This is a genomic window from Gordonia terrae (genome assembly GCF_001698225.1).
Classification (GTDB): domain Bacteria; phylum Actinomycetota; class Actinomycetes; order Mycobacteriales; family Mycobacteriaceae; genus Gordonia; species Gordonia terrae.
In genome coordinates this window covers 2,698,478-2,720,320 of the sequence record NZ_CP016594.1, presented here as the reverse complement: position 1 = coordinate 2,720,320, position 21,843 = coordinate 2,698,478, and the positions used below count along the sequence as shown (strand labels likewise).

20 protein-coding genes are annotated in these 21,843 nt (G+C 68.9%); 11 read left to right on the top strand and 9 right to left on the bottom strand.

What is annotated here, in order from left to right; translation table 11 throughout:
- Positions 1-57 precede the first annotated feature (57 nt).
- From BCM27_RS12340 to BCM27_RS12320, 5 genes are all read left to right on the top strand, one after another.
- Positions 58-1,620, top strand: a complete 1,563-nt coding sequence (locus tag BCM27_RS12340) for an acyl-CoA synthetase (protein WP_004021931.1) — start codon at positions 58-60, stop codon at positions 1,618-1,620.
- A 157-nt stretch (positions 1,621-1,777) separates the two neighbouring features.
- Positions 1,778-3,460, top strand: coding sequence for a thiamine pyrophosphate-binding protein (locus BCM27_RS12335; RefSeq protein WP_004021932.1), 1,683 nt, complete (start codon positions 1,778-1,780; stop codon positions 3,458-3,460).
- Positions 3,457-4,122 (top strand): hypothetical protein, encoded by a 666-nt coding sequence (locus BCM27_RS12330; protein WP_004021933.1) that lies wholly within the window; start codon positions 3,457-3,459, stop codon positions 4,120-4,122. The genes BCM27_RS12335 and BCM27_RS12330 overlap by 4 nt, the downstream gene beginning before the upstream one ends.
- Positions 4,119-5,150 (top strand): 3-oxoacyl-ACP synthase III family protein, encoded by a 1,032-nt coding sequence (locus tag BCM27_RS12325; RefSeq protein WP_004021934.1) that lies wholly within the window; start codon positions 4,119-4,121, stop codon positions 5,148-5,150. The genes BCM27_RS12330 and BCM27_RS12325 overlap by 4 nt, the downstream gene beginning before the upstream one ends.
- Positions 5,147-6,205, top strand: coding sequence for a pyridoxal phosphate-dependent aminotransferase (locus tag BCM27_RS12320; protein WP_033203539.1), 1,059 nt, complete (start codon positions 5,147-5,149; stop codon positions 6,203-6,205). The genes BCM27_RS12325 and BCM27_RS12320 overlap by 4 nt, the downstream gene beginning before the upstream one ends.
- Here the strand turns inward: BCM27_RS12320 and BCM27_RS12315 are convergent.
- Positions 6,189-7,817, bottom strand: coding sequence for an ABC-F family ATP-binding cassette domain-containing protein (locus BCM27_RS12315; protein ID WP_033203399.1), 1,629 nt, complete (start codon positions 7,815-7,817; stop codon positions 6,189-6,191). The two genes, BCM27_RS12320 and BCM27_RS12315, sit on opposite strands and share 17 nt — an antisense overlap.
- A 100-nt stretch (positions 7,818-7,917) precedes the next feature.
- Here BCM27_RS12315 and BCM27_RS12310 point away from each other — a divergent pair, with 100 nt between their 5' ends.
- Positions 7,918-8,730: an SDR family oxidoreductase gene (locus tag BCM27_RS12310; RefSeq protein ID WP_004021937.1), complete on the top strand. Its 813-nt coding sequence runs from the start codon at positions 7,918-7,920 to the stop codon at positions 8,728-8,730.
- Positions 8,731-8,787: 57 nt separating this feature from the next.
- Complete coding sequence (locus tag BCM27_RS12305; protein ID WP_004021938.1) at positions 8,788-9,915, top strand: lycopene cyclase family protein; 1,128 nt, start codon at positions 8,788-8,790, stop codon at positions 9,913-9,915.
- Here the strand turns inward: BCM27_RS12305 and BCM27_RS12300 are convergent, their stop codons facing one another.
- The 8 genes from BCM27_RS12300 to BCM27_RS12265 form a co-directional block, all read right to left on the bottom strand.
- Positions 9,916-10,308 (bottom strand): DnaJ family domain-containing protein, encoded by a 393-nt coding sequence (locus BCM27_RS12300; RefSeq protein WP_004021939.1) that lies wholly within the window; start codon positions 10,306-10,308, stop codon positions 9,916-9,918. It lies immediately after the preceding gene.
- A gap of 101 nt (positions 10,309-10,409) precedes the next feature.
- On the bottom strand, positions 10,410-10,802 hold the full coding sequence (locus BCM27_RS12295; RefSeq protein WP_004021940.1) for a metal-sulfur cluster assembly factor: 393 nt from the start codon (positions 10,800-10,802) through the stop codon (positions 10,410-10,412).
- On the bottom strand, positions 10,799-11,266 hold the full coding sequence (sufU, locus tag BCM27_RS12290; protein WP_004021941.1) for a Fe-S cluster assembly sulfur transfer protein SufU: 468 nt from the start codon (positions 11,264-11,266) through the stop codon (positions 10,799-10,801). The genes BCM27_RS12295 and sufU overlap by 4 nt, the downstream gene beginning before the upstream one ends.
- 3 nt (positions 11,267-11,269) lie before the next feature.
- Complete coding sequence (locus BCM27_RS12285) at positions 11,270-12,559, bottom strand: cysteine desulfurase (protein ID WP_004021942.1); 1,290 nt, start codon at positions 12,557-12,559, stop codon at positions 11,270-11,272.
- Positions 12,560-12,602: 43 nt separating this feature from the next.
- Positions 12,603-13,376 carry a Fe-S cluster assembly ATPase SufC gene (gene sufC / locus BCM27_RS12280; protein WP_004021943.1) on the bottom strand — a complete coding sequence of 258 codons (774 nt, stop codon included), beginning with the start codon at positions 13,374-13,376 and terminating at the stop codon, positions 12,603-12,605.
- A 55-nt stretch (positions 13,377-13,431) separates the two neighbouring features.
- Positions 13,432-14,619, bottom strand: coding sequence for a Fe-S cluster assembly protein SufD (gene sufD, locus BCM27_RS12275; RefSeq protein WP_004021944.1), 1,188 nt, complete (start codon positions 14,617-14,619; stop codon positions 13,432-13,434).
- Entirely contained in the window at positions 14,619-16,067 is a 1,449-nt protein-coding gene (gene sufB / locus BCM27_RS12270; RefSeq protein WP_004021945.1) for a Fe-S cluster assembly protein SufB, read from the bottom strand. Before sufB ends, sufD begins: the two co-directional genes overlap by 1 nt.
- Positions 16,064-16,918 (bottom strand): helix-turn-helix transcriptional regulator, encoded by an 855-nt coding sequence (locus tag BCM27_RS12265; RefSeq protein ID WP_033203401.1) that lies wholly within the window; start codon positions 16,916-16,918, stop codon positions 16,064-16,066. The genes sufB and BCM27_RS12265 overlap by 4 nt, the downstream gene beginning before the upstream one ends.
- 133 nt (positions 16,919-17,051) lie before the next feature.
- Here BCM27_RS12265 and mptB point away from each other — a divergent pair, with 133 nt between their 5' ends.
- The 4 genes from mptB to BCM27_RS12245 all read left to right on the top strand — a co-directional run bounded on the left by mptB (position 17,052) and on the right by BCM27_RS12245 (position 21,834).
- The gene (gene mptB, locus BCM27_RS12260) at positions 17,052-18,884 is read left to right on the top strand and encodes a polyprenol phosphomannose-dependent alpha 1,6 mannosyltransferase MptB (protein WP_033203403.1); all 1,833 of its coding nucleotides are present in this window, start codon (positions 17,052-17,054) and stop codon (positions 18,882-18,884) included.
- Positions 18,885-18,992: 108 nt separating this feature from the next.
- Positions 18,993-19,982, top strand: coding sequence for an ABC transporter ATP-binding protein (locus BCM27_RS12255; RefSeq protein ID WP_004021948.1), 990 nt, complete (start codon positions 18,993-18,995; stop codon positions 19,980-19,982).
- Complete coding sequence (locus BCM27_RS12250) at positions 19,979-20,794, top strand: ABC transporter permease (RefSeq protein WP_004021949.1); 816 nt, start codon at positions 19,979-19,981, stop codon at positions 20,792-20,794. Before BCM27_RS12255 ends, BCM27_RS12250 begins: the two co-directional genes overlap by 4 nt.
- Positions 20,791-21,834 (top strand): COX15/CtaA family protein, encoded by a 1,044-nt coding sequence (locus BCM27_RS12245; RefSeq protein ID WP_004021950.1) that lies wholly within the window; start codon positions 20,791-20,793, stop codon positions 21,832-21,834. Before BCM27_RS12250 ends, BCM27_RS12245 begins: the two co-directional genes overlap by 4 nt.
- Positions 21,835-21,843: the final 9 nt, after the last annotated feature.

The window sequence follows — 21,843 nt, the reverse complement described above, 5'->3', positions numbered from 1 at the left end:
GATCGTTAGATACGGCCGTTCGGGGTGTCCATCCCTTCGTCACGAGGAGCGCCTCCCTTGTTTCCTGGAGTCTTCGCGAAATCCACTCCCGACAAGCCGGCCGTCGTCCGTGCCGCGACCGGTGAGGAACTGACGTACCGGCAGCTGGACGAGAACTCGACCCGCCTCGCCAACTACCTCGAGTCCCTCGGCCTTCGCCGCGGCGACAGCATCGCCGTGGTCTCGGCCAACGACTTCCACGTGTTCGAGGTCTACTGGGCGGCCCTGCGGAGCGGCCTGTACGTGACCGCCGTGAACCACCACCTCACCGCAGCCGAGACCAACTACATCCTCGCCGACTGCAATGCCCAGGTCCTGTTCGCCGGCGCATCGGTCGTCGATGCCGTGTCGGCGTCCGGCGAGATCGAGGCACTGGCGGGCCCGGGACGACGCGTCGTCTGGGGCGGCGACCTCGACGGCTTCGACAGCTTCGACGAAGTACTGGCCAATGCCTCATCCGAACCCCGTACCGATCAGCCCCGCGGCACCGACATGCTCTATTCCTCGGGTACCACCGGCCGCCCGAAGGGCATCAAGACACCGATGCCCGAAGGACAGGTCGACGAGGTCCCCGACGCCTACACCGCGATCTTCGCGCCGATGTACGGCTACGACGACACCGCCGTCTATCTCTCCCCCGCACCGCTGTATCACGCTGCGCCACTGCGCTATTGCGGCATGACGAATTCCGTCGGCGGCACAGTCGTGATGATGGATCGTTTCGACCCGGAAGCAGCCCTCGCGGCCATCGAGAAGTACAAGGTGACCCACAGCCAGTGGGTCCCCACCATGTTCATCCGGATGCTCAAGCTCCCGGCGGACGTCCGCACCAAGTACGACGTCAGCAGCCTGAAGGTCGCCGTCCACGCGGCCGCGCCGTGTCCGGTCGAGGTCAAGCGGGCGATGATCGAGTGGTGGGGCCCGGTGATCCACGAGTACTACGCGTCCACCGAGGCCGCGGGTGCCACGTTCATCGGCCCCCAGGAGGCGCTGGACCATCCCGGTTCGGTGGGCAAGCCACTGCTCGGCGTCGTCCACATCTGCGACGAGGACGGCAAGGAACTCCCGACCGGCGAGGTCGGGCAGGTGTTCTTCGAACGCGAGGACGTGGCCTTCCAGTACCACAACGATCCGGACAAGACCCGCAAGGCCCAGCATCCCGAACACGAGAACTGGTCCACCACAGGCGATGTCGGGTACGTCGACGGGGAGGGTTACCTGTACCTGACCGACCGCAAGGCGTTCATGATCATCTCCGGCGGCGTCAACATCTATCCGCAGGAGGCCGAGAACGTCCTCATCAATCACCCCGCGGTGTTCGATGTCGCGGTGATCGGCGTCCCCGACGCCGACCTCGGCGAGGTGGCGAAGGCATGTGTCCAGCTCGCGGACGGTCACGAACCCACCGATCAGCTCGCCGAGGAGTTGATCGCGTTCACCACCGACAACATCGCGGCGTACAAGGCGCCCCGATCGGTCGACTTCGTCGACGAGCTGCCGCGCACGCCCACCGGCAAGCTCGTGAAGGGCGACCTGCGCAAGCGGTACTGGCCGGAGGTCCCGAGCACTCCAGTCGGCTGAGGCGGTGACGAGCCCTGGGGCCGGCATACCCCCTGCCGTCGGACATTAGCTTACGCTAAGCTAACTCGAACTGAGCTGTCCGTGTGAGTCGGACTCCGGCGAATCGACCGGTGCCGCACGATGTTCGGGGCTGGGAGTGCAGGGTTTGGACACACGCGTGGGGTACTCACCCGCACCGGTCGGCCGCGCATCGGTGGCCGACCGGGTCGCCGGGCGACTCGTCGACGCCGGTGTGCGGACCGCATTCGGCGTTCACGGCGCCAACATCGAAGACGTCTTCGACGCGGCCCTTCGGCATGCTCGATTGCGCCCGGTCGTCGCCAAGCACGAGTTCGGGGCCGGCGCGATGGCCGACGGGCACATGCGGCTCACCGGTGAGCCGGCCGCGATCCTGACCACGTCGGGCGGCGGGGCACTCAATGTCGTACCGGCGCTGGGCGAGGCCTACGACAGCCGTGTCCCGGTGATCGCCCTGATCGGTTCGGCGCCGACCCCCGCGGTGGGACGCGGCGGTTTCCAGGACATGCTCGATCCGCCCGACACCGTGGATCTGCGCGCGGTGTTGTCCGGTGTGACCGGCTTCTGCGAACTCGTCGACGAGCCGTCTGGTCTCGACCGGGTCCTCGACGCCGCGTTCGCCACCATGGCACGCGGTCTGCCGGCCGCGGTGATCCTGCCGAAAGACGTCCAGTGCTCGCCCTGGACGGGCGCAGATGCGAACGAAGACCGGCCGGAAGACACCGGCACAGTGCCCGCGGCCGTGGTCGACGGACTCGCCGACAGGCTCGCGGACGTCGTGCGCGACGGCGGGACCGTGTGCATCTGGGCCGGCGAGGAGGCGTCCCGTATCGAGATGTCGGTTGCGGTGGACGATCTCGCGCACCTTCTCGGCGCCGCGGTCGTGGTGTCCCCCGGTGGGCGCGACATCGGGCGCTCCACATGTTCCGGGGTCACCGGGGTGATGGGACATCCGTCGGCGCACCGCGCCGTGCGGCATGCGCAGTTGCTCCTGGTGATCGGCTGCCGGATGTCGATGACGGATCGCGCGGGCCTCGACGACGCGCTCGCCACGATCCCGATCGTCCATCTCGGCAGCGCACCGCCGCGCACACCCGCTGCCGCCGAACACATCCGAACCCCGCACCTCGCCGACACCGTCGACGCGCTCCGCAACTCGCTCGCCGACCGAGTCGGCCACCGGCGGTCGCCGCGGGCCCACCCGATCGACCATCTGCCCGTGGACCCGCCGTCGAGGGCCGTCGGGATGCGCGAGGTCCTTAACACCATCGGCGACGCCCTCCCCGAGCGAAGCGCGGTGTTCGCCGACGCCGGGAACACCGGCGCGGCGGCGATCCACCATCTCCCGTTCGGCGACGGGCGGTTCGTCGTCGCTCTGGGCATGGGCGGGATGGGATGGGCGATCGCGGCGGGGATCGGCTCCGCGATCGCCCGAGCCTCCGATGCCGACGGCCGGGTCGTCGTCATCGCCGGTGACGGCTCGTTCCTCATGCACGGCATGGAGATCCACACCGCTATCGAACACGATGCGCCGGTCACCCTCATCGTGCTCAACAACGACGCACACGGCATGTGCGTCACGCGGGAGGCGCGCTTCTTTCCCGGCGCGCCGAGCGTCAACCGGTTCCGCCACACCGACATCGCGGGTGGGCTGGCCGCGATGTTCGCCGGTCTGCCGGTGCGCTCCGCTCCCGACCTGGAGTCCCTGCGTTCGGCGTGCGACGAGCTGTTGTCACGTCCCGGACCGAATTGCATCGTCGTGGATGTCGATCCCGACGAGACACCCCCGTTCGCCCCATTGATCGCGAGAGGTACCCCATGACCACGCACGCCCCGGCCCTGTCCGACCTCGGGGACACCGCGGCCACGCTCGACGGCGTGGTCCGGGTGGAGACCCACCCCCGGTCCGCCAACACGGCACTCGTCGTCGACAAGGTCCGCTCGGTGTATCCCCATCACCAGGTGTTCGGCGACTTCTGCCCCGTGCAGGGCTACGTCGACGCACCCCCGCGCGAACTGTACGAATGGCTGGCCGACACCCGCTCACTCGAGGAATGGACCTACAGCACAAGAGGTTTCGAGCCGACCGGGAAGCCGAACCTCTGGGTCGGATACGACCGACTGAACGAGGACACCAAGATCTATGTCCGGATTGTGGCCAACGCCGAGTCCATGACCGTCGACTACCACTGCGCCTGGGACCAGGGAGAGCATCTCTGGATGATCTATCTGATGCGGGTCGTCGACGCGCAGCTCGTCCTGAACCGCCCCGGTTCGGTGGTCCTGTGGAACAACTGCCACCACCCGTTCTACGACGAGAACCCGTATCCCGACACCGCACCGGCCGGTCGCGAGGAGTGGGTCGGCGACCTGTGGGACATGTTCGGGGCCGGACACCAGATCGAACTCGACAACCTCACGGCCATCGCCGAACACCGCCATCGCCACGGCCTTCCGCTGACCCCCGAATGGATGCGCTCATGACCGCCGCCCCCGCCCCGCCGATCTCCCTCGCCGATCTCGCCACCTACCGGCCGGCCGCGCGGGTCCCTGCGGAGTTCTTCGCGCAGTACGCCGAGGACGACGAACTCGCCGACAACGTCATGTTCCGGGCACCGGCCTTCCGGCATCATGCGGCCGACGATGAGACCTCCGCGGACATGATCGTCGCCGCCGCACGCCGTCTGCTCGATCGGCACGGCGACACCTATCTCGACGACGTGGACGTCGTCCTCACCCACAGTCAGCTGCCGGAGGTCCCCGTCCGCGGGTGTGTGGGCGAGGTCGCCCATCGACTCGGACTCGCGCCGCGGACCGTACTCGACGTGCACAACGGCGGCTGCGCCGCATTCGTCCACCTGATCGAGATCGCCGGCGCACTGCTGCGCGCGGGCGGAGGTCGCAAGGCCCTGATCGGGTTGGCGCAGAACAGCGCCGGACAGATCTTCACCCAGGAGCAGGTCCGCGTGAAGGCCCAGGCCGCGATCCCCGGCGACGGGGCGGCGGTCGCGACCCTGACGCTCGGCGACTCCGGGAACCCGGTGCTGGGCACCGAGTCGCGGTCCTTCGGCCAGTTCTCGGCGGACATGACCGCCGTCGCGCAACCGGAGCGCAAGTACTGGGAGGCGGGTCCGGGACAGATCCACGTCGGCTTCACCGAGGCGAAGATCGCCAAGGTCCTGGCCCGCGGGAACCGGATGGTTCCGGAAGTGGCTGCGGCACTGGCCGACCGAATCGGCGTGCGACCCGCCGACCTGGATGTGCTCGTCACGAATCAGCCCAACCGGATCTTCCTGCGCAACTGGCGCGAGGCCCTCGAGCTGCCCGAGTCGCGGCATCCCGACACCTTCGACGAGTGCGGGAACCTGTTCGCGGTCGGAATCCCGATGACCTTGGACGCGGCTGTCGACGACGGACGGGTCCGTCCCGGAGATGTCGTGATGATGTCGGCGTTCGCCCACGCCGGCGACTTCGCCGCGGCCGGTGCGATCCGGTGGAGCGGACGTTCGTGACCGTCCTCCTCCCCGGCCCGGCGGGTGCACGCGTCGACGACTCGATCACGCACTCGACGGATACCGTGTGGTGCGACCGGAACGAGTCGGCGTACCCACCCCTACCCGCGGTCGTGTCCGCGCTCCGCCGTCACACGACCGCAGCGCACCACTACCCGTCGTTCCGTCCCGACCATCTGCGCAGGGCCATCGCCGAGCACACCGGGTCGGACATCGACCACATCACCGTCGGCGCCGGTGCGACCGCCGTACTCGCGGCGATCCTGCATGACTCGGCGACGCCACGCCGGGCGGCGGGCCACTTCGTCCCTCGGATCGCCACCCCGGCACCGACTTTCGAGGGTTTCGCGCTGCTCGCCGACGAGATCGGCCTGGTGCTCGACACGACGCCGCTGCTCGACGACGGGCGTCCCGACCTGGCTGCGCTCGCGGCCGCCGCGGGTCCCGAGACCGCGGCCCTCGTCGTGTGCAGCCCGCACAACCCGACCGGAGCGGTCCTGACCGACGACGAGGTGCGCGCGCTGCTGGCGTCTGTCGATCCGTCCATTCCGGTGGTCCTCGACCAGGCGTATGTCGAGTACAGCCGGGACACGCCCGATGTCCGGATGTTGCTCGAGGAGCACCCCAACCTGATCGTCGTCCGGACGTTTTCCAAGGCCCACGGCCTGGCAGGGCTGCGCGTCGGGTACGCGTTCGGGTCGGCGACCTCGGTGCGCGGCGCCCGGCGCCTCGAGATCCCGTTCGCGATCACCGCGGCCGCCGAACAGGCCGCCGCGCTGGCGCTCGGCGCGTCCGACGAACTGGCCGGGCGGGTCACGGCGATGCGCCGCGAACGCGACCGACTCGCCGACGCCTTGCGGCGTGCGGGCCATCCCGCGCTGCCGAGCGAGGCGAACTTCCTGTTCGTGCCGGGCGCCGACGGCATCGAGTTCGGCCGACGGCTCCGGGCGGCCGGAGTCGTCGGACGGGAATTCGACGGTCACGGCCACCGACTGACGGTGCCCGACCGGGCCGGTACCGACCGGGTCGTCGAGGCGATCAGGCGAGCTCGATGAGCTCCTGATACTCCTCGCTCCAGTGGTCCTCGGTGCCGTCCGGCAGCAGGATCACGCGCTGCGGATCGAGCGCGGCTGCGGCGCCCGGGTCGTGCGTCACCAGGACGACGGCACCGGTGTAGCTGCGCAAGGCGTCGAGGACCTGTTCACGCGAGATCGGATCGAGGTTGTTGGTCGGCTCGTCGAGGAGCAGCACATTCGCGGCCGACGACACCAGCCCGGCCAGAGTGAGACGGGTCTTCTCACCACCCGACAGCGTGCCGGCCGGCTGATCGAGCTGGGCGCCGCTGAACATGAACGCGCCCAACAGACCTCGGAGATCCTGCTCCCCGGCGTCGGGGGCGGCGTGTCGGATGTTCTCCCACACCGAGGCCTGATCGTCCAGGGTGTCGTGTTCCTGCGCGAAGTAACCGATCTTCAAGCCGAAGCCGGGCTCGATCTGTCCGGTGTCCGGCTTCTCCACTCCGGCAAGCATTCTCAGCAGCGTGGTCTTGCCCGCACCGTTGAGACCGAGGACGACGACCCGGCTGCCCTTGTCGATCGCGAGGTCGACGCCGGTGAAGATCTCCAGCGAGCCATAGCTCTTCGACAGACCGGACGTCATCAGCGGGGTCTTGCCGCAGGTGGCGGGTTCGGGGAACCGGATCCGCGCGGTGCGGTCGGCCACCCGCTCGTCGTCGAGGGCATCGATCATCCGCTCGGCGCGCTTCAGCATGTTCTGCGCGGCCGTCGCCTTGGTGGCCTTGGCACCCAGCTTCGCGGCCTGCGCACGCAGCGCGGACGCCTTCTTCTCGGCATTGGCGCGTTCCCGGCGACGGCGTTGCTCGTCGGTCGCCCGGGCATCCAGGTATCGCTTCCAGCTCATGTTGTAGATGTCGGCCTCACCGCGCACCGCGTCGAGGAACCACACCCGATTCACCACGTCGGCCAGCAGATCCACATCGTGGCTGATCACGACGAGACCGCCGTCGTGGTTCTGCAGGAAGCTGCGGAGCCAGGCGATCGAATCGGCGTCGAGGTGGTTGGTCGGCTCGTCCAGCAGCAGCGTGGTGTCGGACTTCCCCGAACCGTCCGACGCCGCGAACAGGATCCGCGCGAGTTCGATGCGGCGCCGCTGCCCGCCGGACAGTGTCCGAAGCGGCTGGTTCAGCACCCGATCGGGCAGCCCCAGGCTGTTGCAGATCCGCGCCGCCTCGGACTCCGCGACGTACCCGCCGAGCGACGCGAACCGCTCCTCGAGTCGGCCGTAGCGCGCCACGGCCTTGTCACGCAGCTTGTCGTCGGCGGCCTCGGCCATCTGCGCCTGCTGCTTCTCCATGTCGCGCAGGATCTGGTCGAGACCGCGGGCGGAGAGCACCCGATCCTTGGCCAGGACGTCGAGGTCGCCCTCCTTGGGGTCCTGCGGGAGGTAGCCGAGTTCGCCGGACCGGCGGATCGACCCCGCATAGGGTTCGGTCTCGCCGGCCAGGATGCGCAGCGTGGTGGTCTTGCCGGCACCATTACGGCCCACGAGGCCGATCCGGTCGCCGGGCTGAATGCGTAGGGCGTCGCCGGGCGCCGACAACAGGGTCCGAGCACCCGCTCGCACTTCCAGGTCGGTCGCGGTGATCACGACGGTCGATTCTACCGGTGCCGCGCCACTGGTTTGTCCACGCACGGGCCGGCGCACCGCATGCGCGAGTCGGCCCGCGGTGACATGGTGGCCCGATACGGTGTGGGGCGTGACGCACTCCACAACGATTCCGCAGAATTTTCCGCAGACCTCCGACCTGACCGGCCGCTCCGCACTGGTCACCGGTGCCAGTCGCGGCATCGGCGAGGCGATCGCGACCGAGCTGGCCCGACGTGGGGCGTCGGTCGTCATCACGAGCCGCAAGGCCGAGCCCCTCGAGGAGGCCGCCGGCCGGATTCGGGAGTCGGTGCCCGGCGCGACGGTCTCCGCGTGCGCGGGAAACACCGGCGACGCCGACGATCGGGCGGCCGCGGTGGCCGCCGCCGTCGCCCAGGGCGGCGGCATCCACATCCTCGTCAACAACACCGGCATCGCACCGCTGGCCGGCCCCCTGATGGATGCCGACCTGTCTGCCTACCGCAAGACGTTCGACACCAATGTGGTCGCCGCGCTGGGATTCGTCCAGGAGGCCTACCGGGCGGGCATGAAGGACACCGGTGGTTCGGTCGTCAACATCTCGTCCGTCGCGGGCCTGCGGTCGACCGGCGTCATCGCGGCGTACGGAACATCGAAGGCGGCGCTGATCCGGCTCACCGCCGAACTCGCCTGGGAACTCGGGCCGAACATCCGGGTCAACGCGATCGCCCCCTCGATCGTGCGGACCAAGTTCGCATCGGTGTTCACCGAAGGTGACAACGAGGCGCGTGCGGCGGCCTCGTACCCCATGAAGCGGATCGGCGAGCCCGAGGACGTGGCCCGCGCGGTCGCCTTCCTGGCGAGCGACGAGTCGGCGTGGATCACCGGCGAGACCCTCGCCGTCGACGGCGGCATGTTGGCGACCGGCGGTTCATGACATCGTCGTCCGACGCCACACCCCGTCCGGATCGCCGCCCGTGACGAAGGACGGGGTGTGAATTCCGGAGTCATCGTCGCGGGGGCCGGACCGGCCGGCCGTGCCCTCGCACACCGGCTGGTCGGTGCCGGTGTTGCCGTCACGCTGGTCGACCCGTCTCCCGATCGGGTCTGGCGGTCGACGTTCGCCTGCTGGTCCGACGAGTTGCCCGACTGGATCGATCCGTCCGCGATCGCCGCCCGCACCGAGCGCGTCGGCGTTGCGGGCCGCGACCTCGAGGAGGTCGCCCGCGGGTACACCGTCTTCGACACTCCGGGCCTGCAACGGTCACTGTCCCTGGACCGGGTTGCGACCGTGGCCGCCCGCGTGGTCGAGATCGACGGTGCGCGTGTGCATCTCGACGACGGAACGGTCCTGACCGGGGACGCGGTGGTCGACTCCCGCGGCGCGCTCCCCCACGACGCGCCCCGGCAGACCGCGTACGGGATCGTCGTCGGGGCGCGGACCGCCGGACCGATCCTGGCCGGACACGAGGCGATGCTGATGGATTGGCGGGGCGGCGCCGCGGACCGCCGGTCGCTGCCGTCGTTCCTGTACGTCGTGCCCCTCGGGGGCGGCGAGTACCTCCTCGAGGAGACCTGCCTCGCCGGGTATCCCGCCCTGGGCCTCGACGAACTCGAACGCCGACTCGCCGCCCGTCTGGGCGGGATGCCGACCGAGGTTCTGAGGGTCGAACACGTCGACTTCCCGCTGACCGGTTCGTCGCCACAACCGTGGCGCGACCCCACGTTCCGATTCGGCGCCGCGGGCGGCTTCAAGAACCCGACGACGGGCTACAGCGTCGCGACGTCGCTCATGTGCACCGACGCAGTGGTGGACGCGCTCGCCGCGGGTCGCGACCCCGCCGTCGACCTGTGGCCATCGTCTGCACGCGCGGTCCACAATCTGCGTCTACGCGGGCTCAGCGCGCTGCTGCGGCTGAGCCCGTCGCAGACCATCGCCTTCTTCGAGGCGTTCTTCGCGATGCCCGTTGCCGCCCAACGAAGTTACCTCAGCGGGCGCGACGACCTCACCGGCACGATGGGCGCGATGACGCGGGTCATCACAGCGGTGGACATGCGCACCCGCGCAGTGGTGGCACGCGGCGCCATGTCGACACCGGCGTGGGCCGGCGACACCGACTGATCAGCTCCGCAACGCCCGCCACCGCCGGATCACGTCGTCGACGTCGACGGTGTGCGCGACGACACTGTGCGGCAGCGCCATCTGACGCGACGCCAGATGTGCTTCGCGCACACGGCGATTGAAGTCGACGAGGATATCGCGGACCGCGTCCTCGTCGGCGATGTCGCGCAGCGATTCCGGGAAGTCCTGCGCCTCCCGGCGCAGTTGCAGCGGCGCCGGGAGCAACGCCGACGAGTCCAGATTCTCGTCGCGGATCTTCCGTTTCACCCACCAGTCGGGGTCGTCGCTGTCGGTGAGATCGAGGGGCTTGCCCGCACCCGGGAGATCGTCGAACTCGCCGCGTTCGGTCGCCTCGCGGATCATCCGCTCGACCCGTGATTCGAAGCGTCTCATGCGATCTACTCCTCGCACGGAAGGTGCTGTGGAACCGACGAGCGCCGGACCCGGTCATCGATCGTGACCGAAGCCGGCGCTCGGGGTGCCTGCGGCGTCTACTAGACGGTGAAGCCCAGAGCCCGCAGCTGCTCGCGGCCGTCGTCGGTGATCTTGTCGGGGCCCCACGGCGGCAGCCAGACCCAGTTGATCTCCAGCTCGGTGCACAGTCCGCTGCTGACCAGTGCTCCACGGGACTGGTCCTCGATCACGTCGGTCAGCGGACAGGCCGCCGAGGTGAGGGTCATGTCGATTTTGGCGACCGCGTCATCGGTCACCTCGATGCCGTAGACCAGGCCGAGATCGACGACGTTGATGCCCAGTTCGGGATCCACGACGTCGCGCATGGCCTCCTCGACGTCCTCGATGGCAGGCAGGGAGGTCGCGGGTGCCGGAGGTGTCCCCGTCACACCGGTGTCGGTCGGGGTGGTGGTCGTCGCTGTGTCGTCACTCATGCTGTCTCCGCTCGTGTCTCGTGACTGTCCATCGTCTGTGCGAGTGCGTCCTTGAACGCCATCCAGCCCAGAAGTGCGCATTTGACGCGCGCCGGGTACTTGCTCACCCCGGCGAAGGCGATCCCGTCGCCGATGACGTCCTCGTCCCCGGCGTCCTTGCCGCGCGAGGTCATCATCGAGTTGAACGACTCGACGGTGGCCAGCGCTTCCCCGACCGGCAGGCCGACGATCAGGTCGTGCAGCACCGATGTCGACGCCTGGGAGATCGAACATCCCTGTCCGTCGTAGGACACGTCGTCGATGCTGGAGCCGTCATCGGACACCGCGACGCGCAACGTCACCTCGTCGCCACAGGTCGGGTTGACGTGATGGACCTCGGCGCCGAACGGCTCACGGAGGCCGCGGCCGTGCGGGTGCTTGTAGTGATCGAGGATCACTTCCTGATACATCTGTTCCATCCGCATGGCTCAGACCGTCCCGAAGAACTTCTGCGCCTTCACGACCGCGGCGGCGAGCGCGTCGACCTCGGCGAACGTGTTGTACGCGGCGAACGATGCGCGTGCGGTCGCCGCGACACCGAAGCGCCGATGCAGCGGCCAGGTGCAGTGGTGACCCACCCGGATGGCCACGCCCTCGTCGTCGAGGATCTGGCCGAGATCATGCGCGTGGATGCCGTCGACGAGGAAGGCCACGGCCCCACCGCGATCCTCCGCGGTCGACGGGCCGATGATGCGCACCCCGTCGATGCCACCCAGCTGTTCGAGCGTCCGCGCCGTCAGCGCATGCTCGTGCGCGGCAACGGCGTCCATACCGAGATCGGTGAGATACCGCACCGCGGCGCCGAGTCCGACGACCTGCGAGGTCATCGGCACACCGGCCTCGAACCGCTGGGGCGGCGGGGCGTAGGTCGATGCCTCCATCGTCACGGTCTCGATCATCGATCCGCCGGTGATGAACGGCGGCAACGCGTTCAGCAGGTCCGACCTGCCGTAGAGGGCGCCGACGCCGCTGGGACCGAACATCTTGTGTCCCGAGAACGCGGCGAAATCGACGCCGAGAGCGCGGAAGTCGACCGCCATGTGCGGCACCGACTGGCACGCGTCGAGCACGACCAGCGCCCCCACCGCGCGGGCGCGCGAGACGAGTTCGGCCACATCGGCGACCGCGCCGGTCACATTCGACTGGTGGGTGAAGGCGACGACCTTCACCGACTCGTCGAGGGTCAGCGAGTCCAGGTCGATCCGACCGTCGTCCGTCACGCCGTACCAGCGCAGGGTCGCGCCCGTGCGACGGCACAGTTCTTGCCACGGAACGAGGTTGGCGTGGTGCTCCAGCTCGGTGATCACGATGGTGTCGCCGGACCCGAGAGCCGACCCGCCGAGGACGTCTGCCGACCTCGGGTCACCGAGGGTGTAGGTCACGAGGTTGAGCGCCTCGGTCGCGTTCTTGGTGAACACGAGCTCGTCGGCGGACGCGCCGACGAACGCCGCGATAACCTCGCGGGCATCCTCGTAGGCGTCGGTCGCCTCCTCGGCGAGCTGATGCGCACCGCGGTGCACCGCGGCGTTGTGATGCGTGAGGAAGTACCGCTCGGCGTCGAGCACCTGGACCGGACGCTGTGACGTCGCGCCGGAATCCAGGTACACCAACGGCTTCCCGTCGCGCACCGTCCGCGAGAGGATCGGGAAGTCGGCCCGCAACGCGGCGACGTCCAGTGCCGCGGAAGCCGCTGATGTTGCCTCTGTCGAGAGTGTCACCTGCTACACCTCCTGTGCTGACGGACTCGGACCGGTGGGTGGCTCAGCCGGCCTTGGCCGCCGAGGTGAAGCGCTCGTAGCCCTTCTCCTCGAGCACGTCGGCCAGCTCGGACCCGCCGGACTCGACGACACGGCCGTTGACGAAGACGTGCACGTAGTCGGGCTTGATGTAGCGCAGGATGCGGGTGTAGTGCGTGATGAGCAGAACCCCGCCGTTGTCGCGTTCCTTGTAGCGGTTGACGCCCTCGCTCACCACGCGCAGCGCGTCGACGTCGAGGCCGGAGTCGGTCTCGTCGAGGATCGCGATGCGCGGCTTGAGCAGGTCGAGCTGCAGGATCTCGTGGCGCTTCTTCTCACCGCCGGAGAAGCCCTCGTTGACACTTCGCTCGGAGAACGACGGGTCGATCTCGAGTGCCGTCATGGCCTCCTTGGTCTCCTTGACCCAGTGGCGCAGCTTCGGCGCCTCGCCGCGGACGGCGGTCGCGGCGGTCCGCAGGAAGTTCGACATCGAGACGCCGGGCACCTCGACGGGGTACTGCATCGCCAGGAACAGGCCGGCACGAGCGCGCTCGTCGACACTCATCTCCAGGACGTCCTCACCGTCGAGGGTGATCGAGCCCGAGGTCACCTCGTATTTGGGGTGGCCGGCGATGGCGTAGGACAGCGTCGACTTGCCGGAACCGTTGGGGCCCATGATCGCGTGGGTCTCCCCCGACTTCACGGTCAGGTTGACACCCTTGAGGATGTGGATGGGCTCGGCGTCGGTGTCGGTCTGCGCGACGTCGACGTGCAGATCGCGGATTTCCAGTGTGGTCATAGTCTCAGAATTCTTTCTCCGGGCTGGGGAAGTTCGTGTGGCTGATGTCCGGCGGTCAGGCGCCGGCGAGTTCGAGTTCTTGCTCGACCGCGGCGGACAGACGCTCGCGCAGTTCGGGCACACCGATCTTCGCGATCACCTCGCCGAAGAAGCCGCGGATGACCAGGCGGCGGGCCTGATCCTCCGGGATACCGCGGGCCTGCAGGTAGAACAGCTGCTCGTCGTCGAAACGTCCGGTGGCACTGGCGTGTCCGGCGCCGACGATCTCGCCGGTCTCGATCTCGAGGTTGGGCACCGAGTCGGCGCGCGCGTTGTCGGTGAGCACCAGGTTGCGGTTGAGCTCGAAGGTGTCGGTGCCCTCGGCCTCGGCGCGGATCAACACGTCACCGATCCACACGGTGTGGGCCTCGCGGCTCCGGTCACCCGAGACGTCACCCTGTAATGCGCCCTTGTAGACGACGTTGGAGCGGCAGTGCGGCTGGCTGTGATCGACGAGCAATCTCTGCTCGAGGTGCTGGCCGGCGTCGGCGAAGTACAGGCCCCACATCTCGACGTCGCCGCCGGGTGCGTCGTAGTGCACGATCGGCGACAGGCGAACCAGGTTGCCGCCGAAGCTGATCGCGAAGTGCCGGACCACCGCGTCGCGGCCCGCGCGCACGTGGTGCGTCGCGACGTGGACGGCGTCGTCCGCCCAGTCGTGGATGTTCACGACGGTCAGGGCCGCGCTGTCGCCGACGACGAACTCGACGTTCTCGGCGAACGTTCCACTGCCCTTCTGGTCGAGCACGACGACCGCACGAGCGAACGCCTCCAGCCGGATCTGGGTGTGGCCGAACGCGGTCTCGCCCTCGCCGGGGCCGGTGACCGTGACGGTGACCGGGTCGGCGAGTTCGACCTCGCGGCCGACGGTCACCACGGTCGCCTGCGTGAACGACGAATAGGCCTGAGCGGCAACACGATCGAACGGCACGCCGCCCTCGCCGAGTCGCGTGTCGTCGCGACCGACGGTCTCGACGGTCACACCCTCGACAGCCCCGGTCACATCGGTCGTGGCCTCGCCGGTTCGCTGCGCGGAACCGTCGTGCAGTCCGCGCAGACGACGGAACGGGGTGAACCGCCACGCCTCTTCACGAGGACTCGGCACCTCGAAGGCGTTGACGTCGAACGAGGTGAACAGCTCACCCTTGTTGACGACCGGCGCCTGGGAACCGGGGGTGGACACGGGCAGTGTGGGATCGGCCATCAGCCGACAGCTCCTTCCATCTGAAGCTCGATCAGGCGGTTGAGCTCGAGCGCGTATTCCATCGGGAGTTCCTTGGCGATCGGCTCGACGAAGCCGCGCACCACCATGGCCATCGCCTCGTCCTCGGTCAGGCCACGGCTCATCAGGTAGAAGAGCTGATCGTCACTGACCTTCGAGACGGTCGCCTCGTGACCCATCGTCACGTCGTCCTCACGGATGTCGACGTAGGGGTAGGTGTCACTGCGGGAGATCGTGTCCACCAGCAGCGCATCGCATTTGACCGTCGACCGGCTGCCGTGCGCGCCGTTGTTGATCTTGATCAGCCCGCGGTAGGACGCCCGGCCACCACCCCGTGCCACCGACTTGGAGACGATGTTGCTCGAGGTGTTCGGCGCGAGGTGGACCATCTTCGAGCCGGTGTCCTGGTGCTGGCCCGGGCCGGCGAAGGCGACCGAGAGAACCTCGCCCTTGGCGTGCTCACCGGTCAGCCAGACGGCCGGGTACTTCATGGTGACCTTGGAGCCGATGTTGCCGTCGACCCACTCCATGGTCGCGCCGGCCTCGGCCTTCGCGCGCTTGGTCACCAGGTTGTAGACGTTGTTCGACCAGTTCTGGATGGTCGTGTAGCGGCAGCGGCCGCCCTTCTTGACGATGATCTCGACGACGGCGGAGTGCAGCGAGTCGGTCTTGTAGATCGGCGCGGTACAACCCTCGACGTAGTGCACGTAGGCACCCTCGTCGACGATGATCAGCGTGCGCTCGAACTGGCCCATGTTCTCGGTGTTGATCCGGAAGTAGGCCTGCAGCGGGATGTCGACGTGGACACCCGGCGGTACGTAGATGAACGAACCGCCCGACCACACCGCGGTGTTCAGCGCGGAGAACTTGTTGTCACCGGCCGGGATGACGGTCCCGAAGTACTGCTGGAAGATCTCCGGGTGCTCCTTGAGCGCGGTGTCGGTGTCGAGGAAGATCACGCCCTGCTTCTCGAGGTCCTCGCGGATCGAGTGGTAGACGACCTCGGACTCGTACTGCGCCGCGACGCCGGAGACCAGACGCTGCTTCTCCGCCTCGGGGATGCCGAGCTTGTCGTAGGTGTTCTTGATGTCCTCGGGCAGGTCGTCCCACGTGGCGGCCTGCTTCTCGCTCGAGCGCACGAAGTACTTGATGTTGTCGAAGTCGATGCCCTCGAGCCCCGCGCCCCAGCCCGGCATCGGCTTCTTGTCGAAGATCTTGAGCGCCTTGAGGCGCTGCTCGAGCATCCACTCGGGCTCGCTCTTCTTCGACGAGATGTCGGCGACGACCGCCGGGGACAGTCCGCGCTTGGCGCTCGCGCCCGCGACGTCGGAGTCGGCCCAGCCGTAGCCGTACTTGCCGAGGGCGGCAATCGTCTCCTCTTGCGAGAGGGGCGCCGCTGGGGTCGGGGTGGCCGGATCGGTGACAGTCATCGCGTGGCCTTTCGGGTTGTCGTGGCAGTCGGTGTCGGAGCAGGGGTCGCGCGGCGCGATACGGGCTGGGTATCGGGATCCGCGCCGGCCCCGGGTGGGTCGGGTCTGGCCTCGTGCGTCCCGCCCGGCGGCGGGTGGATCGGCACATGGGTGGTGCAGGCGCAGTCACCGTTGGCGATGGTCGCCAGACGCTGCACGTGCGTGCCGAGGAGTTCGGTGAAGACCGCGGTCTCCGCCTCACACAGCTCCGGGAACTCGGTGGCGACATGTGCCACCGGGCAGTGGTGCTGACAGATCTGCAGGCCGGTCCCGACCTGACGGGTGTTGGTGGAGTACCCGGCGCTGGTCAGCGCGTCGGCGATCTCCTCGACGGTGTCGGCCACCGTCACCGGGTTCGTGCTCGGACGCACATCGGCGACGATGCGTTCGACGCGCTCCCGGGCGAATTCGGCAACCGCATCGGAACCGCCGAGATCGCGGAGCTTGCGCATCGCCGCGCCGGCCAGGTCGTCGTACGCGTGCCGCATCTTGCCACGACCGGACGCCGTCAGCTGGAAGTATTTGGCGGGACGTCCGCGGCCGCGCTGGCCGAAGCCCGGCGAGGCGACCTCGATGTCGCCGGCGCCCTCGAGGGCGTCGAGGTGACGACGGACACCGGCCGCCGAGATCCCGAGACGTTCGCCGATGTCACCCGCGGTGAGCGGGCCGTCCTCGACCAGAAGGGTGACCACGGCCTCGCGTGTCTGACCGTCGTGGTGCGCGTCGGCACCACCGGCCGTTCCCGTGGCGCCCGTACCAGCGGATGGCACGGCGCCGACGCCGCCCGAAGGCAGCACAACATCGTTCCGCATGGTTTTCACAACACGAGTGTGACGTAATTGCTTCCCGCCTGCCAGCAAGGGTGCCCTTATCGCGGGGGGTCGTGAGGCCACCACGTCCGGCGATTACAGTCGTCGTGTGCCCGAAACCACAGCTCCGCGCCGCGTGCCGGACTACTTCGGACTCGTGTGGACCCGGCTGCTCGGCGTGCTGACCTATCTCGGGTTGCGCAAACAGCGCCCCGCCGACGCCGTTCCCACCGACACCGATCGCGGCGACTACGGCAAGACCGTCGCCCGCCTCCACCACGACGACGAGCGCGAGGTCGGACCGCTCAACGCCGAGGAGACCCGCCGGCTGCGCCGCATCAAGCTGTTCGGCGCCACCGGTTCGGTCCTCATCCTCATCGGCGCCCTCGGTACCGGGGCGGTGCCCGTGCTGCAGAACCCGGTGGCCGGGATGCGGGTGCTGTCGCTGCCGTCGCGCATGTTCGGTACCGCGCTCGCACTGTCGATCGGCGGTGCGATCACGCTGGTCGTCGCGTGGCTGCTTCTTGGCCGGTTCGCGGTCGGCCGGTTCAGCGTCGAGGTCCGACACGGCCGGAGCCCGGAGCGCCGCATGAGCCGCCGCCAGGCCGACCGGACCCTCATGCTGTGGATCGCGCCGATCATCGTGGCGCCCCCACTGCTCAGCAAGGACATCTACTCCTACCTCGCGCAGAGCGCGATCGCGTTCCGCGGCATGGACCCCTATTCGGTGAGCCCCGTCCGCGGGCTCGGGGTCGACCACATCCTGACCAGGTCGGTCCCCAATCTGTGGCGGGACACCCCGGCGCCCTACGGTCCCTTTTTCCTGTGGATCGGCGAGGGCATCACCAAGGTCACCGGCGACAACATCACCGCCGCGATCTTCCTGCACCGCATCGTCGCGCTGATCGGTGTGGCCCTCATCGTCTGGGCACTCCCCCGGTTGGCACGCCGATGCGGGGTGTCCTCGGTGGCCGCACTCTGGCTCGGCGCGATGAATCCGCTGGTCATCCTTCATCTCGTCGGCGGTATCCACAACGAGGCCCTGATGCTCGGGCTGATGCTCGTCGGCCTCGAGTTGAGCTTCCGTGCGATCTACGGCGCCGAACGATTACGCCGACCCGGAACGCTCGTGCCCACCCGCGCGGGCTGGTTGCTCATCGCCGGGGGCGCGGTGCTCGCGGCGTCGGCGATGATCAAGGTCACCTCGATGCTCGCCCTCGGCTTCGTCGGCATCGCCCTGGCCATGCGTTGGGGCGCCACGCTGCCCGCCCTGCGGCATGCGCCGATCCGCGAGTGGTGGGGCCGGTCGCGCTGGTCGATCTACATGCTGAGCGCCTCCGCGGCGTTCTACGTGGTGGTCCTCGGCATCGTGATGATGGGCATCTCGCTCGGCACCGGACTCGGGTTCGGCTGGACCGGCACGCTGTCGACGGGCGAGATCGTCCGCTCGTGGATGTCGATGCCGACGCTGCTGTCGGTGACCACCGGACGGATCGGCGTGACCCTCGGTCTCGGCGAGCACACCCAGGCGATCCTCGAGGTGGCCCGACCCATCGGTCAGCTCGTCGCCGCACTGTTCATCGTCCGGTGGATGCTCGCCACCCTCGGCGGCCGGCTCCACCCGCTCGGCGCCCTCGGTGTGTCGATGGCCACAGTCGTGCTGTTCTTCCCGTTCGTCCAGGCCTGGTATCTCCTCTGGGCCGTCATCCCACTGGCCGCGTGGGCGACCGGCGCCTGGTTCCGGATCTCCACCATCGCCGCGTCGGCGATCATCGCCATCGTGGTGATGCCCACCAGTTCCAACACCAGCGGAGTGGTGCTGGCACAGGGACTTCTGGCAGGCGTGATCATGGTCGCGGTCCTCACTGCGCTGTTCTTCGAGGACCGCGCGCCCGGCCGCCGGCGTCGTCGTGACGAGGCCCCGACCGTCGACCGGGCACCGGCCGACCCGCCGTCGACACGACGTTGAGCACCTGCGTGGTGGGCCGGGTCACCGTTTTTCGTCCCTGGGCTCCGAGCGCCTAGTCTGACCTGTGTGCGAAGCACGACCTCTCGGCAGATCAGCGACGACGATCGAGTGAACGATCGTCGGCTCCGCGATCCCGGGTCATCATCCGCTGAGGTCGCCGCGGATCGGCCCGGGTCGGCCGGTCTCGCGGTCGAGATCAGCGGCCTGGTCAAACGCTTCGGCGACCGCACTGCCGTCGACCGGCTCGACCTCACCCTCCGTCGCGGCGAGATCCTGGCCCTGCTGGGGCCCAACGGTGCGGGCAAGACGACCACCGTCGAGATCTGCGAAGGATTCACCACGCCCGACGCCGGCACCGTCCGCGTCCTCGGACTCGACCCGGTCGCCGACAACGACGCGCTCCGGCGCCGCATCGGCGTCATGCTGCAGGGCGGCGGCGCCTACCCGGGTGCGCGTGCCGAGGAGATGCTGCGCCTCGTCGCGGCGTACGCGGCAGACCCCATCGACCCGGAGTTCCTCCTCGACGCGCTCGGCCTGACCGAGGTGCGTCGTACCTCCTACCGCCGTCTGTCCGGCGGCCAACAGCAGCGCCTCGCGCTGGCCTGCGCGGTCGTCAATCGGCCCGAACTGGTCTTCCTCGACGAGCCGACCGCCGGCCTCGACGCCCACGCCCGACTCGTCGTGTGGGAGCTGATCGACCGTCTGCGGGCCGACGGTGCGTCGGTGCTGCTGACCACGCACCTGATGGACGAGGCGGAAGAACTCGCCGACCACGTCGCGATCATCGACCACGGGCGGGTCGTCGCCGACGGCACACCCGCCGACCTCACCAGCACCGGCGCGGAGAACGAACTGCGTTTCACCGCACCGCGTGGTCTCGATCTGTCGATGCTGGTCCTGGCGCTGCCGGAGGATTACCACTGCACCGAGGCCACCCCCGGTTCGTATCTCGTGATCGGTCCGATGACGCCGCAGGTGCTGGCCACCGTGACGGCGTGGTGCGCGAAGATCAATGTCCTCGCCACCGATCTCCGGGTCGAGACCCGCAGCCTCGAAGACGTGTTCCTCGACCTCACCGGACGGGCCCTACGACCGTGACCTCCTCCGTTCCCACCGACGCGCAGCGTTCCGGCACATTCCCTGACGGCCTGTTCCGCCCGGCCCCGCGCCCGGCGTCCCTGCCCGCGATGATCGCCGCGCAATCCACCCTCGAACTCAAGCTCCTGCTCCGCAACGGCGAGCAACTGCTGCTCACGATGTTCATCCCGATCACGCTGCTCGTCGGGCTGTGCCTGCTGCCGATCGACACCGGCTTCGGGGACGGTCCGGCAGAGCGGGCGGCGCTGTTCGTCCCGGCGATCCTGACCGTCGCCGTGATGTCGACCGCGTTCACCGGACAGGCCATCGCCGTGGGCTTCGACCGTCGCTACGGCGCCCTCAAACGCCTCGGCGCCACGCCGATTCCGCGCTGGGGGATCATCGTGGGCAAATCGATCGCCGTGCTCCTGGTGGTCGCGTTGCAGTCGGTGATCCTGGGCGCGATCGGTGCCGCGTTCGGCTGGCGCCCGAGTCCCGTCGGCCTGCTCATCGGCGCGGTGGTCCTGGCGGTCGGCACCGCGTGCTTCGCGGCGCTCGGTTTGTTGCTCGGCGGCACGCTCAAAGCGGAAGTCGTCCTGGCGCTCGCGAACCTGCTGTGGTTCGCGTTCATCGGCCTCGGCAGCCTGGTCGTCGTCGACTCCAACATCCCCGACGCCGTGCACTGGATCGCGCGGTGCATCCCGTCGGGGGCCCTGAGCGAGGCACTCGAGATGGCCTCCGAGGGTTCGTTCGACGCCTTCGGGGTGGGTGTCTTGCTGGTGTGGGCCGCGGTGGCCGGCACCTTGGCCGTGAGGTGGTTCCGATTCCGATGACATCCGATACTTCGAACGCACCGGCCGGGTCCCGGTCCGGCGCGCGACCCACGTCCGCCGACGACGCACCGCGCCAGCTGACCGGTCCGTGGCGGTTCGTCCCCGGCTTCGGCCGGCCGACAGCCCGATTCGTACACCGTTGGGCCATCGCGCTGCTGATCTCGAACGTGGGCATCGTCGCAACCGGCGGCGCCGTACGCCTCACCGGCTCGGGACTGGGTTGTCCAACCTGGCCACGGTGCACCGACGAGTCGTTCGTGCCGCACGGTGAACTGGGTCTGCACGGCGCGATCGAGTTCGGCAACCGCCTCCTCACCTTCGTGTTGGTCGTCATCGCGATCGCGACCTGGGTGGCGGTCCTGCGCCTCGCCGGGTCCGCACGACGCGACAAGTGGCTGGTCACGCTGATCGCGCTCGGCATCCCCTTCCAGGGTGTCATCGGCGGCATCACGGTGCTCACGCAGCTCAACCCGTGGGTCGTCGCGCTGCACTTCCTGCTGTCCATGGCCTTGGTGTCCGCGTCCACCGTCCTGGTCTTCCGGATGCGCCCCTACCCGACTCCCGCCGCGCCGGACTCGCCCGACCCCGACGCCCCGCCGACCGCGACCCGCCGGCTCGGCATCTATCTCGCCTGGCTCGTGTACGTCGTCACCTGGGCGGCGATCTACCTCGGCACGGTGGTGACCGGCTCCGGCCCCCACGCCGGCGACGCCGACGCCCCGCGCAACGGTCTGGACCCGGGCAATGCGACGCAGTTGCACGCTGACGCCGTCTTCGCTCTCGTCGGGCTGGCGATCGCCGCCCTCGTCTACGCGCGCGTCTTCGCGCGTCCGCAGCAGCGGTCGGCCGTGGTGTTCATGCTGCTGCTGCTGTTGCAGGGTCTGATCGGGTTCGTCCAGTTCGCCACCGACCTGCCGATCGCGCTCGTCATCGCGCACATGTTCGGCAGCGCGGTCCTGCTCATCGGAGCCACCTGGCAGCTCCTGGTCGCGCGAGACACGGGCACGAAAAATGCAGACCCGCTGCGCGAGTCTGCCTGATCGACGCCG

Excerpts from the sequence above, each read along its gene's own strand:
- BCM27_RS12330 (WP_004021933.1), top strand. The coding sequence starts at position 3,457 with ATGACCACGCACGCCCCGGCCCTGTCCGACCTCGGGGACACCGCGGCC.
- BCM27_RS12325 (WP_004021934.1), top strand. The coding sequence starts at position 4,119 with ATGACCGCCGCCCCCGCCCCGCCGATCTCCCTCGCCGATCTCGCCACC.
- BCM27_RS12300 (WP_004021939.1), bottom strand. The coding sequence starts at position 10,308 with ATGAGACGCTTCGAATCACGGGTCGAGCGGATGATCCGCGAGGCGACC.
- BCM27_RS12295 (WP_004021940.1), bottom strand. The coding sequence starts at position 10,802 with ATGAGTGACGACACAGCGACGACCACCACCCCGACCGACACCGGTGTG.
- sufU (WP_004021941.1), bottom strand. The coding sequence starts at position 11,266 with ATGCGGATGGAACAGATGTATCAGGAAGTGATCCTCGATCACTACAAG.
- sufC (WP_004021943.1), bottom strand. The coding sequence starts at position 13,376 with ATGACCACACTGGAAATCCGCGATCTGCACGTCGACGTCGCGCAGACC.
- sufD (WP_004021944.1), bottom strand. The coding sequence starts at position 14,619 with ATGGCCGATCCCACACTGCCCGTGTCCACCCCCGGTTCCCAGGCGCCG.
- sufB (WP_004021945.1), bottom strand. The coding sequence starts at position 16,067 with ATGACTGTCACCGATCCGGCCACCCCGACCCCAGCGGCGCCCCTCTCG.
- BCM27_RS12265 (WP_033203401.1), bottom strand. The coding sequence starts at position 16,918 with ATGCGGAACGATGTTGTGCTGCCTTCGGGCGGCGTCGGCGCCGTGCCA.
- BCM27_RS12245 (WP_004021950.1), top strand. The coding sequence starts at position 20,791 with ATGACATCCGATACTTCGAACGCACCGGCCGGGTCCCGGTCCGGCGCG.